The sequence below is a fragment of the Planomonospora sp. ID67723 genome (assembly GCF_015711605.1).
In the GTDB taxonomy this organism is placed as follows: Bacteria; Actinomycetota; Actinomycetes; order Streptosporangiales; family Streptosporangiaceae; genus Planomonospora_A.
This window is the reverse complement of the sequence record NZ_JABTEZ010000001.1, coordinates 1,799,977-1,812,628: the sequence shown is the minus strand read 5'-3', so window position 1 is coordinate 1,812,628 and position 12,652 is coordinate 1,799,977. Positions and strand designations below refer to the sequence as shown.

Sequence of the window (12,652 nt, the reverse complement as noted above, 5' to 3'; positions counted from 1 at the left end):
GCGGAAATGTCGGTGGGATCTGACACCGTGCCCGCCATGGCGCAACCTCTCAAAGAGCTGATCGACACCGGTTCCGTGCGCGTGCTCGCCGACGGGGTGGCCACGGCCTGGGCCCCGTTCCCGCGCGACCGCTTCGTCGCCGAGGCATGCGCCGGTCTGGACGGCCTGGAGCTGAAGGACCGCGTCCGGCACGTCGCGCGGGCGCTCGACGCCGGGCTGGCGCTGCCGTTCCCCCGGGCCGCGGAGGTCCTGCGGGAGGCCGCGTCCCACGCCCGGCTGGACATGTGGAGCGGCTGGCCCGCCACCGAGTACGTCGGCCTGCGCGGGCTCGACCACCTCGACGAGGCGATGGCGGCGCTCGCCGCGCTCACGCCGTACGCCACGGGGGAGTTCGCGGTCCGGCCCTACCTCGACCGCTACCGGGACGACGCGTTGAAGGTCATGTACGGCTGGGCGGAGTCCCCCGACGAGCACCTGCGGCGGCTGGCCTCCGAGGGTTCGCGCCCCCGGCTGCCGTGGGGCTCGCGGGTGCGCTGGCTGATGGAGCCCGGCCCGACCCTGCCGATCCTCGACCGCCTCCGCGACGACCCCAGCGAATACGTCCGCCGCTCGGTCGCCAACCACGTCAACGACCTCGCCAAGGACCACCCCGGCGTGGCGGTCGAGCTGCTCGGCCGCTGGCGGTCCGAGGGAGGCTCCCACGTCGAGAAGGTGCTGCGCCACGCGGTGCGCGGCCTGCTGCGCGCCGGACACCCCGGCGGCCTGGAGCTGGTCGGCGTCACCCCGGGCGGCGGGTCGGTCGAGGCGCTGGTGCTCGACGGCGAGCGGGTGGCCGTCGGCGACCGCCTCCGGTTCACGGTCACGGTCTCCGCGGGGTCCCCCGGCCCGCTCGTGCTCAAGTACGCCGTCCGGCGCGACGGCTCGCGGCGGGTCTTCCATCTCGGCGAGCGCAGCGCCGAGGTCGCCGGCCAGGTCCTCACGGTGAGCAAGTCCCACTCGTTCCGGCCGGTGACCACCAGGACCGAGCCGCCCGGCCCGCGCGTCCTGGAGATCATCGTCAACGGCACGGTCCGGGCGAGCGCCCCCTTCACCCTGACCGAGGCGTGAGGGGGGCGCGAGCCAAAACCGGTCGAAATACGCGAGGTCGGGCTGGGAGGATTCCCGCATGGCCCTGCGCATCACCACCCTCGCCGAACGCCCGGAGCTCGTCGGTGCCATGTGGGCGATGGAGAACTCCTGGCCGGAGTTCATGTTCCACGACCCGATGGCGGCTCTGTTCTACGACGTCTGCGCCGAGGCCTACCCGGAGTTCGTCCTGGTCGCCGACGACGACGCCGACCCCGGCACACCGGTCGCCAAGGCCTTCAGCGTGCCCTTCACCTGGACGCGCGACGAGCTGCCGGACGGCGGCTGGGACAGCGCCATCCTGTGGGCCTGGGACGCCCGGCAGACGGGGGTGAAGGCCGACCGGGTCACCGCACTGGAGATCACCGTCCGGACCGATCTCCTGGGCACGGGCCTGTCACCCGTCATGCTGGGCGCGCTGCGGGACAACGCGGCCCGGCTCGGGTTCACCGAGCTGCTGGCCCCGGTACGGCCGAACGCCAAGCACCTGGAGCCGCGCACCCCGATGGCGGAGTACGCCTTCCGGACCCGGCCGGACGGACTCCCCGCCGATCCGTGGCTGCGCGTGCACGTCCGGGCCGGCGGCACGATCGTGAAGGTGGCGCCGCGGTCGATGACGATCTCCGGCACGCTCGCCGAGTGGCGGGAGTGGACCGGGCTGCCCTTCGACACGAGTGGACGGGTCGAGGTGCCCAAGGGCCTCTGCCCGGTCCACGTGGACGTCGAGCAGGACCACGCCGTCTACGTGGAGCCCAACGTCTGGGTACGGCACCCGCTGAGCTGAGCCCGGCGACCGGTCACCTCGGGGCCCGGAGTCCGGCTCAGGACGACTCGCGGACGACCAGGGTGGCGGTCCACGGATCGATCCGGCCCGGCTCCGTGGAGCCGTCGGCCTCCATGAGCTCCTCAAGCCGCCGCACGAGCATCGACGGCATCATGGAGACGTCGATCCTGACCGTGGTCAGCCTCGGGCGCAACAGCGCCGCCAGCGGCAGGTCGTCGCAGCCGACGATTCGAAGGTCGTCGGGGACCGCCAGCCCCGCGTCGCGCAGCACGGCCATCAGCAGCATGGCGTATTCGTCGTTGTAGGCGAACACGCCGTCCACGTCCCGCCACAGGTCGAGCAGGGCGGCGGCGCCGTCCTCGTGGAAGGGGAGGTCGGCCCTGGTCACCGGGACCCCGCGGGCCTGCGCGGCCTGCAGGACCCCGGCCAGCCGATGCTCGCCCATCTCGCGCAGGCCGATCTCGGTGGGAACGATCGCGGCGAGCGTGCGGCAGCCGCGGTCGATGAGATGCCCGGCCGCCACCTCCCCCAGCAGGACGTGGTCGAGCACGACGCTCGGGACCAGGGCCGAGGGCCGGTTCCCGATGGCGACGACCGCTCTGACCCCGGCCGAGCGCAACACGTCCACGGCCTGGCGGCTGAGTTTTCCGGCCCCGGCCAGCACCGCGACCGGCCGCAGCTCGGCCCAGGCACGGGCGGCGGGCACGCCCCTCAGACGGCGGGCGCCGTACTGCACCAGGGTGTAGCCGCGCTGGGAGAGCTCCCGGTCGAGCTCCTCCAGGACGCCGACGGCCAGCGGGCCGTACGGAAGGTCCTCCATGGAGATCACGACCAGCCCGCTCCGCCCGGTTCGCAGCGTCCGCGCCCCGGCGTGCGGGACGTATCCGAGCTGCTCCGCGGCCTGACGCACGCGTGCCCGGGTCTCGTCGCTGATCCTCGCGCCCGGCCGGTCGGTGAGGACGTAGGAGACCGTCGCCTGGGAGACCCCGGCCAGCCGGGCGACGTCGAGGCTGGTGGGGGGCCGCGTGGAGGGGTTGGCGTTCATCGCTCCCATTCTGTGCTGTGCGGGCGGCGTACGCCTCACGGCGGCCCGACGGCTCGGACGCGTCCGGGGGGCGCCGCTCGGACACCGTCCGACGACCGGCCCAGGTGCCGTCGCCGCGCTACTCCGTGGCCGTGGTTTTTGCGGGACGGTCGAGCAGCAGGTCGGCAGCGCGGGCGAGGACCTGGGCTCGGGTGCGGTCACCGTGGTCGGCGGCGAGGAAGTGCTCGCCGATCGCTACGCAGAAGGCGAGCAGGCTACGGGCCTCGACTTCGTCGTCATCGGGACAGAAGGTGCCGATCATCTCTCGCAGCAGGACCATGCGCCGGTTGTCCACCCGCCGCAGGCGCTCGGCGACCGCCTCGTCGCGCCGCGCCCAGTCACGGATCGCCAGGTCGATCGGGAGCAGGCGATCGCTGGAGAAGGTGAGCACGCCCGCCCGCTGGATCTTGGTCTTCGCATCGCCGCCCTCGCGCTCGATGCGGTCGATCACCTCGTCGGTGCTCTCGCGCTCCCAGACCTCCAGCATCGCCTCCAGCAACGCGTCACGGTCGGCGAAGAACCCGTAGAACCCGCCTTTCGTGACGCCGAGCCTCTTCGCCAGCGCCTCGATGCGGACGGCGTCCGGGCCGCCGGCGGCCAGCGCCTGCAGCCCTTCCTCGACCCACCTGTCACGCGGCGTGCGCGTCAGGCCCGCCATGTGCCCCATCTCCTTATATACGCCACCGTATAAATGGTCTAGCCTGGTTTTATACGGCATCGTATACATGAACGGAGACAGTGACGTGTCCGTCGGTTTCATTGACAGCGCCATAGGGGCCTCCGCCGTCCCCGAGTCGGTCCGCGCGCTCAGCTCGTTGCCCGACATCGACTACGCCGACCGGTTCACCCTCTCCACCGACGCGGACGCGCCACCGGAGCGGTGGGCCCGGGCGATGTTCGGCGACGTCCCCAGTGCTGCGGAGCTGCTGATCTGGCGCGGCCTCCTCGGCCTCCGGCTCAGCCCGGGGCGGTCGCCGGCCACCGTGGCCGGATGGCGGATCGGCGCCCGCGGCGACGATTGGATCCGGCTCGAGGCGGCATCCTGGTTCCTGACCGGCAACCTCCTGGTCCAGACAGCCGAGGGGCGGGTGTCGCTGGCGACCTTCCTGCACTATGACCGGCGCCTGGGCCGTGGCGTGTGGCCTCCGCTGGCCGTCGTCCATCGCCGGCTGGCGCCCGGGCTGCTCCGCGACGCCGCGGCCCGGGTAGCGATCGACCCTCCCCGCGCATAGAAAGAACGATCCCGCGAAGCGGCCGCGGCGGCCGGGTGCGGCGGGATGGCGGCGCGACGTCCGGTTGCCGCCCGCCGCGCCGCCGGCGCCGTTACAGAATCTTGCTCTTGTCGTCCCGGTTCACCGGATGCTATCAACTGCTTATACGTATAACCATCGCGTCGCCCCCCTGTGAACAGCGCGAAAGGATTCCCTCACGATGCCGACGAGCCGCGCATGAGCGCCCTCCGCACTCCCCCCGCCCAGGCCCGCAAGGACGGCCTGCCCAAGCTCCTGACCGTCCTGGGCGTCTCCAACGCCGCCATGTTCGCCCTCTACCTCGGCGTCGGCGGCCTGCTCGTGCAGACCCAGATCGCCGAGATCGACCCGGCGAACAAGGTCTCCAACGTCGCCATGGTCGCCGGGGTCAGCGCCATCTTCGCCACGGTCTTCAACCCGATCGGCGGCATGCTCTCGGACCGGACCCACTCCCGGTGGGGGCGGCGCAACCCGTGGATCCTCGGCGGGGCCGTCGCCGCCCTGGCCACCATGCTGCTGATGAGCCAGGTCTCGACCATCCCGATGATCCTGCTCGGCTGGTCGCTGGCCCAGGCGATGATGAACCTCTACCAGGCCGCGCTGACCGCGATCGTCCCCGACCGGGTCCCGGAGGAGCGGCGGGGCACCGCCTCGGCGGTCATCTCCGTGGCCACCTCCGTCGGCATCATGGTCGGCACCCAGGTCGCGGCGTTCTTCGTGGCCAGCATCTCCCTCGGCTACCTGGTCTTCGGCTCGGCCGTGGTGCTCGGCGCGCTCCTGGTCGTCTCCCTCACCCACGACCCCCGCCCGGGTGAGTACGAGGTCGCCGAGCGGCCCAAGGTCTCCTTCGCCACCTCGCTCGGGGACTTCGTCTCGGCGCTCGGGCACCGCGACTTCATGTGGGTCTTCCTCGGCCGCGCCCTGATGATCCTCGGCTACTTCATGGTGATGCTGTTCACCCTGTTCATCTTCCAGGACTACATCGGACTGCCCAAGGAGGAGGCCCCGCAGGCCGTCGCGACGGTCACCATCGTCTCCACCCTGGCCGCGATGGTCGCGGCGGTCGTCTGCGGTCCCCTCTCGGACCGGCTGAACCGCCGCAAACTGGTCGTGACCGTCGCGGGCCTGGTGACCGCCGTCTCGATGCTGCTCCCGCTGCTCTGGCCCAGCATGACCTCGATGCTGGTCTACGGCGTCATCCACGGAGCCGCGTTCGGCGCCTACGGCGCGGTGGACATCGCCATCGTCACCCTGGTGCTTCCCAGCAAGGGCGACGCCGCCCGCGACATGGGCATCCTCAACATCGCCAACGCCGGCCCGCAGATGATCGCGCCGTTCATCGCGGGGTCGATCGTGACCGCCTTCGGCGGCTACGCCGCGCTCTGGGTCGCCGCGATCGTCATTTCGCTGGCGGGGGCGGTCGCCGTACTCCCGATCAAGTCAGTCCGATAGGAAACAGGTCAAGCCATCATGAAGAGGAGTCCCCGATGAGACTGAACACGCGCGAGTGGGGATCGGGCGACCGGGTCGCCGTGCTGATCCACGGCATCATGGCCAGTTCCCTGTGCTGGTGGCGGGTGGGCCCGGTGCTGGCGGAGCGGGGCTACCGGGTCGTCGCGGTGGACCTGCCCGGGCACGGCGCCAGCCCGCGCGGCGCGGATCCCGCGGCCTACTCCCCCCGGGCGCTCGCGGACTCGGTGCTGGAATCGGTGCCCGCCTCACCCGAACTGGCGATCGGCCACTCACTGGGCGGCCTGACGCTCGGCCTCGCGGTGGAGCGGCTCAAGCCCGGCAGGGCGATCTACTCCGACCCGGCCTTCCGGCTGCCGGTGCTCGACGGCGTGCCGATGACTGACATGTTCGCCCAGGCCAAGGAGGCCACCCGCGAGCAGATCGCGGCCATGCAGCCCGGTTTCCCCGCCGACGAGGTCGACGTCGAGCTGGAGATGCTCAAGGACTGGGACACCGGGACCGCGCTCGCGCTGGGCCCGTTCTGCGGCCTGGACTTCACCCCCGAGCCGGTGGTCCCGTCCATGGTCCAGCTCGCCGACCCCAGCTTCCTCGTCCCTCCGGACTTCGCCACCGAGCTGAAGGAGAGGGGATTCGAGGTCCGGACCGTCACGGGCGCCGGGCACACCGTGCACCGCCACCTGTACGACGACTTCATGGCCTCCATCGACGACTGGCTGTGACGGCCCCGCCTCCCGTACGGCCTGTGCGGTCATCGGGGCTACGGGAGGCGGCCGTACGGGGGCATTGCCGAGGCCTCCCAGATCATCGCCCGAGGAAAAGCCTCCTCCTCGGCGGGACTCCAAGGCTACGCATCGACCTGCCGGTAGGCGGTGGGCTGTCCCCTACCGCCGAGTCGCCGGACCAGCCCGGTGTTCCGGAGTGCGCGCAGGGCCTTGCGGATATTGGGTGCGGTAAGCCCGAGAATGATCACTCCACCGCCTGGCAGGTTCGCCAGGGCGCTGGGTGTTGACGTCAACGACGAGGGCAGACCACCCGCCGCCGGCTTCACCTCCACCGGAGCTCCGTCGCCTCCGGAGGTCCGCAGTTCTGCGATCAGGCCCTGCAGGTTTTCGACCATGTAACCAAATGCAACGCAACCCCAGTTACATTCACCCCCAACTCGGCTACATTTCCTCGGGATACAGTTACATTTACCGCTGCTTCAGTTACATTTTCGTGGATCAGACGGTCAGGTGACGTCCACGATGGGCAGGCGGAGCGCGCCGGGGGCGGCGGCCGGGACGGCGGGGTTCTTGGGGGCGACGGGCGCCAGCCGCACGTAGGGCGAGCCCGGGGCGGGGCGGGTGTCGGGCTCTCCCCGGTTGGGCCACAGCGCCATGGCACGCTCGGCCTGGGCGGTGATGGTCAAGGAGGGGTTGACCCCCGGATTGGCGGAGACGGCCGAGCCGTCGGCGATGTGCAGGCCCTCGTGGCCGTAGACGCGGTGGTAGGGGTCGATCACGCCGGAGGCGGGCGAGTCTCCGATGGCACAGCCGCCCAGGAAGTGCGCGGTGGCCGGGATGTCGAACAGGTCGAGCCAGGAGCCTCCGGGCATGCCGCCGATCTCCTCGGCGGCGTGCCGGACGAACGTGTGACCGGCCGGGATCCAGGTGGGGTTGGGCTCGCCGTGGCCGGGCCGGGAGCGGAGTCTCCAGCCGAACGGGCCCCTGCGGGCCGACAGGGTGATCGAGTTGTCCTTGGCCTGCATGACCAGGGCGATGATCGTGCGCTCGGACCACCTGCGGTGGTTGAAGAGCCTGGGGACCAGGTGCGGCCGCCGGGCGGCCTCGCCGAGGAACTTCAGCCAGCGCGGGGCGCCCCTGCCGTCCGTGGAGCCGTCGATCAGCAGGCTGCGGAGCAGGCCCATCGCGTTGGAGCCGTCGCCGTAGCGGACGGGCTCGATGTGCGTGTGCGCGTCGGGGTGGATGGAGGAGGTGATCGCCACGCCGTGGTTGAGCTTCTCCCCCTTGACCCCCACCCGCTCGAAGCCGAGCAGCGCCTCGGAGTTGGTCCTGGTCAGCGTGCCGAGCCGGTCCGAGAGCCGGGGCAGCGCGCCGGAGGCCTTCAGGCGGTGCAGCAGGCGCTGCGTGCCGTACGTCCCGGCCGCGAAGATCACCTGTTCGGCGGTGAGCGTGCGGCGCAGCCAGGGTGATCCGGTCTTGCGGACCTCGACGGCGTACCCGCCGCCCGCCCCGCCCTCGACCGCCCCGCGCAGGGGCCGGACCGAGGTGACGGTGGTCTCGGGGTGGATCCGGGCCCCGGCCTTCTCCGCGAGGTAGAGATAGTTCTTGATCAGCATGTTCTTGGCGCCGTGCCGGCAGCCGGTCATGCACTCACCGCACTCGGTGCAGCCGCTCCTGCGCGGTCCGGCCCCGCCGAAGTAGGGGTCGTCGACCTCGACCCCGGGCGTGCCGAAGAAGACCCCGACCGGGGCCCGGTGGAAGGTCTCGCCCACGCCCATGCGCTCGGCGACCTTCCGCATGACCTCGTCGGCGCGGGTGAGGGTCGGGTTGAGCACCACACCGAGCATGCGCTTGGCCTGGTCGTAGTACGGCGCCAGCTCGGCCTTCCAGTCCGTGATGCCCGACCACTGCGCGTCGGCGAAGAACGGGTCCAGCGGCTCGTAGAGGGTGTTGGCGTAGACGAGCGAGCCGCCGCCGACCCCGGCGCCCGCCAGAACCATGACCCCGGTGCCCTTCTTCCCGCGCAGCACGTGGATGCGCTGGATTCCCTTGAGCCCGAGGCCGGGCGCCCAGAGGAAGTCGCGGATCCGCCAGGAGGTCTTGGGCAGCGTGCTCTCGTCGAAGCGCCGCCCGGCCTCCAGCACGCCGACCTTGTAGCCCTTCTCCGTCAGCCGGAGCGCCGAGACGCTCCCGCCGAACCCCGACCCGATCACAAGCACGTCGTAGTCGAACACCTCGCGGGCCTTCCTGGTGGACACCGGTTACTTCAGGTGGAGCTTCTTCATGGTCTTGAGCAGGCCCGCGAGGGTGTCGGCGTACTTGTCGTAGGTCATGCCGAGGATCGGCTCGAAGCCCAGCCAGGAGGCCTGGCTGGCGATGTTCTGTGCCTCGGTGTACTTCAGCAGGCCCTCGGCCCCGTGGCGACGGCCCAGGCCGGAGGACTTCATGCCGCCCATGGGCGCGTCGTAGGAGGCGTAGGCGGAGCCGTACCCCTCGTTGACGTTGACCGTCCCGGCCTTGATCCGGGCCGCCAGCGCGCGGCCGCGCGCGACGTCACCGGTCCAGACGGAGGCGTTGAGGCCGTAGACGGTGTCGTTGGCCTTCTCGACGGCCTCGTCCTCGTCGGCGAAGCGGTAGATCGAGACGACCGGTCCGAAGGTCTCCTCGCGGCACAGGTCCATGGTCTCGTCCACGTCGGCCAGGACCGTCGGCTCGTAGAACAGGGGGCCGAGGTCGGGGCGGGCCTTCCCGCCGGCGAGCAGCCGGGCGCCCTTGGCCACGGCGTCGTCCACGTGCGCGCCGACCGCGTCGAGCTGGCGCCGCGAGGTGAGCGAGCCCATCTGCACGTTCCAGTCGAGGCCGGAGCCGAGCCTCATGTTCTTGGCCTGCCGGACGAACTTCTCCGTGAACGCGTCGTACACGGCGTTGTGGACGTACAGGCGCTCGATGGAGATGCACAGCTGGCCGGCGTTGGTGAAGCAGGCCCGCAGCGCGCCCTGCGCGGCCACGTCCAGGTCGGCGTCCTCCAGCACGATCATGGGGTTCTTCCCGCCGAGCTCCAGCGAACAGCCGATCAGCCGCTTGGCCGCCTCCTCGGCGATCTTCCTGCCGCCCCGGGTGGAGCCGGTGAACGCCACGTAGTCGGCGTCGTCGAGCAGCGGGTCGCCGATCTCGGCGGGCTCGCCGAGCACGACCTGCCAGATCTCGCGGGGCATGCCGAGGGAGACCAGCAGGTCGATCGTCCACAGGGTGGAGAGCGCGGTCTGGGTGTCGGGCTTGTGCACCACGGTGTTGCCCGCGAGCAGGGCCGGGACGACGTCGGTCACGCCGAGGGAGAGCGGGTAGTTCCAGGGGGAGATCAGCGCCACGACCCCCTTGGGGTGGCGGGTCTCGGTGACCCTGGTGGCGAGCGGGAAGATGCCGGAGCGCCGCTTGGGCTCCAGCAGGCCCGGCGCCCGCCGCGCGTAGTAGAGCGTGCAGCCCGCGACGTCGAGGACCTCCTCGAACGCGTGCCGGCGGGCCTTGCCGGTCTCCCACTGGACCACGTCGAGGATCTCCTCGCGGCGGTCGAGGAGGGCGTCGTGCAGGCGGAGGAAGGGCTTGACGCGCTCCCGCACCGGCAGCGCGGCCCACGCCCGCTGCGCCTCGCGTGCCCCGGCGTGGGCGGCGCGGACGTCGTCGGCGGTCGAGACGGGCAGCTCGGCGAGGATCTCGCCGGTGAACGGCGCGGTGATCGCCTGGGTCTTCCCGCCCGAGCTCACCTGCCGGACGACGCGCTCGATCATGCTCGGGTCGAGCGTCCGGGTCGCACCTAGAGTCGCAGCCATGGTGGAAAGGGTATGCGGCGGAACAAGCCTCTGGCTACTGGCCGGTAGCCGTTTGAACCGAGCACGGGACCGATCCGTCATGAGGGCATGAGGACATCGAATCGCATGGTGATCGGCACAGGTGCCCGGGCGAGATCCCTGACGGGGGGCGCCGTCGCCCTCGCCCTGCTCGCCACGGCGTGCACCCCCGCCGGAACGCAGCCGGGTGCGGCGACGCCGGTGAGGCTGGGGAATGTGAAGCTGGTCGCCTACAGCGGTTGCGACGACATGCTGGACGGCCTGAGGGCGGCGGCGGCCAGGCAGGTCGGGCCGTGGGGGTTCGGCAGGCCGGACCTCATGTACCGGACCACCATGGAGAGCGCTCCGAACGCGAGGGCCGACGCGGCCAGCGGCAAGCAGGCCGGGGCGCCCGAGCACTCCACCACCAACACCCACGAGGCCGGGGTGGACGAGCCGGACCTGGTGAAGACCGACGGCAACCGTGTGATCACCGTGAACCGGGGTGTGCTGCGCGTGGTGGACACCGCCACGAAGAAGGTGACCGGCACGCTGAAGCTGGTCGACCCCGAGCAGGCGTGGGCCCCGGCGGACCTGCTGGTCAGCGGCGACCGGGCACTGGTGCTGTTCTCGGGCGGGGGGATCATCCCCTTCGGCGCGACGGCCAAGATGGCTCCGAGCCCCGGGCCGCGCTACACGATGGTGGACCTGTCCGGCGAGCCGAAGGTGCTCGGCTCGATCACCCCGGACGGCTCGCACGTGGACGCCAGGATGGTCGGCTCCACCGTGCGGCTCGTGGTGCGCAGCCAGCCCCGCATCGAGTTCCCCGACGCCGGTCCCGACGCCACCGACAACGAGCGGACGCGCAGGAACGCCGAGACCGTCGCCAAGGCGCCCATCGAGGCGTGGCTGCCGAAGTTCGAGGTGACCGACGCCGCCGGAGCCACGGTCAAGAGCGCGGTCGAGTGCGAGAAGGTCAGCCACCCGCAGGAGTACACCGGCACCTCGATGCTGACCGTGCACACCCTCGACCTGGGGCAGGGCGCCGGGGCGCTCTCGCAGAGCGCTCCGATCAGCGTGGCCGCCGACGGGGACACGGTCTACGGCACCGGCTCCAGCCTGTACGTGACCAGCAACCCGCGCTGGTGGTGGCCGCGTCCGACCGAGCCCTTCATCCTGGAGGAGGAGGCCGCGCCCTCGCCCGGGGAGACCTCCTCCGGTTCCGGGGGAGCCGCGCCGGAGGTCGAGCCGACCCCGGCGGAGGAGACCGTTCCCCCGAAGGTCGAGCCGACCCCGGCCGAGGAGACCGTCACCCCGGTCCCGAACCCGGATCCCGAGCGCACCGGCGTCCCGGACCCGCCCACCGCCGGGTCCGCCGAGACCCCGGTGGAGCCGCCGGAGGAGACCGAGGTTCACCGGTTCGACGTCAGCGCTCCGGGCGCGCCCCGCTACGTCGCCTCGGGCAAGGTCCCGGGCAGGCTGCTCAACCAGTACTCGCTCTCCGAGCACCAGGGGCACCTGCGGATCGCGACCACCGCCGAGACCGAGAAGAGCAGCTCCAGCACGGTCTACGTGCTCAAGGCCGACACGCTGGGCAAGGTCGGCGAGGTCGGCGGCCTGGGCGAGGGCGAGCGGATCTACTCGGTCCGGTTCATCGGCCCGGTCGGCTACGTGGTGACCTTCAAGCAGGTGGACCCGCTCTACGTGCTCGACCTGCGCGACCCCGCCGCACCGCGGAAGACCGGCGAGCTGAAGATCACCGGCTACTCCGCCTACCTGCACCCGGCGGGCGACGGGCGGCTGATCGGCATCGGCCAGGAGGCGAGCGAGCAGGGCCGCACGCTCGGCACCCAGGTCTCCCTCTTCGACGTCGGCGACCCGGCCGCCCCACGCCGCCTGTCGCAGTTCTTCCAGAAGGACTCCGGCTCGGAGGCCGAGTGGGACCCGCACGCCTTCCTCTACTGGGCGAAGACCGGCACGGCCGTGCTGCCGCTGAACACCTGGACCGGCACCGAGCAGACGGAGGGCGCCGCCCTGGTCCTGAAGATCGATGACTCCGCCGTCGCCAAGACGGGCACCGTCGTCCACCCCCGGCCCAAGCCCGTGGAGAGCACCCGCTTCGCCCCGTACGACCCGGGCATCCGCCGCTCGATCGTGATCGGCGACAGCCTCTGGACGGTCTCCGACCTCGGCCTGAAGGTCAGCGCCATGAGCGACCTGGCCGACCAGGCCTGGATCCCGTTCGACTGATCTCGCCCGGTACGGCCCGGCTCCCGATCACGCGGCGGGGCCGTACCGCGTCCCGCCGCCCCGGAGCGCGCCGCGTCCGGGGCGGCGGCGTGATCCGAGCCGCCCGCAAGCCGGATCCAAGACGGACACCGGAGACTGCC

General features: G+C 71.6%; 11 protein-coding genes. 6 read left to right on the top strand and 5 right to left on the bottom strand.

All coding sequences use genetic code 11. The features are described 5' to 3' along the window. Nucleotides 1–36 precede the first annotated feature (36 nt). Together HS041_RS08735 and HS041_RS08730 are read left to right on the top strand one after the other, a co-directional pair. On the top strand, nt 37–1,107 hold the full coding sequence (locus HS041_RS08735; protein WP_196439962.1) for a DNA alkylation repair protein: 1,071 nt from the start codon (nt 37–39) through the stop codon (nt 1,105–1,107). Between the two features lie 58 nt (nt 1,108–1,165). Next, entirely contained in the window at nt 1,166–1,909 is a 744-nt protein-coding gene (locus tag HS041_RS08730; RefSeq protein WP_196439961.1) for an N-acetyltransferase, read from the top strand. Nucleotides 1,910–1,946: 37 nt separating this feature from the next. On the opposite strand, the gene HS041_RS08725 is transcribed toward HS041_RS08730, so the two are convergent. Continuing rightward, nucleotides 1,947–2,954, bottom strand: coding sequence for a LacI family DNA-binding transcriptional regulator (locus HS041_RS08725; RefSeq protein WP_230878480.1), 1,008 nt, complete (start codon nt 2,952–2,954; stop codon nt 1,947–1,949). A gap of 118 nt (nt 2,955–3,072) precedes the next feature. Then, nucleotides 3,073–3,651: a TetR/AcrR family transcriptional regulator gene (locus HS041_RS08720; RefSeq protein WP_230878479.1), complete on the bottom strand. Its 579-nt coding sequence runs from the start codon at nt 3,649–3,651 to the stop codon at nt 3,073–3,075. 67 nt (nt 3,652–3,718) lie between these two features. Between HS041_RS08720 and HS041_RS08715 the strand changes: the two genes are divergently transcribed. From HS041_RS08715 to HS041_RS08705, 3 genes are all read left to right on the top strand, one after another. Then, nucleotides 3,719–4,225, top strand: coding sequence for a hypothetical protein (locus tag HS041_RS08715; RefSeq protein WP_196439958.1), 507 nt, complete (start codon nt 3,719–3,721; stop codon nt 4,223–4,225). A 216-nt stretch (nt 4,226–4,441) separates the two neighbouring features. Then, the gene (locus tag HS041_RS08710) at nt 4,442–5,695 is read left to right on the top strand and encodes an MFS transporter (RefSeq protein WP_196439957.1); all 1,254 of its coding nucleotides are present in this window, start codon (nt 4,442–4,444) and stop codon (nt 5,693–5,695) included. A gap of 35 nt (nt 5,696–5,730) precedes the next feature. Beyond that, nucleotides 5,731–6,435 (top strand): alpha/beta fold hydrolase, encoded by a 705-nt coding sequence (locus HS041_RS08705; RefSeq protein WP_196439956.1) that lies wholly within the window; start codon nt 5,731–5,733, stop codon nt 6,433–6,435. A 125-nt stretch (nt 6,436–6,560) separates the two neighbouring features. Here HS041_RS08705 and HS041_RS08700 read toward each other — a convergent pair whose 3' ends face one another. The 3 genes from HS041_RS08700 to HS041_RS08690 form a co-directional block, all read right to left on the bottom strand. Beyond that, nucleotides 6,561–6,833, bottom strand: coding sequence for a hypothetical protein (locus tag HS041_RS08700; protein WP_196439955.1), 273 nt, complete (start codon nt 6,831–6,833; stop codon nt 6,561–6,563). Nucleotides 6,834–6,944: 111 nt separating this feature from the next. Beyond that, entirely contained in the window at nt 6,945–8,696 is a 1,752-nt protein-coding gene (locus HS041_RS08695; protein ID WP_307845207.1) for a GMC oxidoreductase, read from the bottom strand. Between the two features lie 3 nt (nt 8,697–8,699). Then, entirely contained in the window at nt 8,700–10,265 is a 1,566-nt protein-coding gene (locus HS041_RS08690) for a succinic semialdehyde dehydrogenase (RefSeq protein WP_196439954.1), read from the bottom strand. A gap of 105 nt (nt 10,266–10,370) precedes the next feature. Between HS041_RS08690 and HS041_RS08685 the strand changes: the two genes are divergently transcribed. Further along, on the top strand, nt 10,371–12,512 hold the full coding sequence (locus HS041_RS08685; RefSeq protein WP_196439953.1) for a beta-propeller domain-containing protein: 2,142 nt from the start codon (nt 10,371–10,373) through the stop codon (nt 12,510–12,512). The last annotated feature ends 140 nt before the right edge of the window (nt 12,513–12,652 follow it).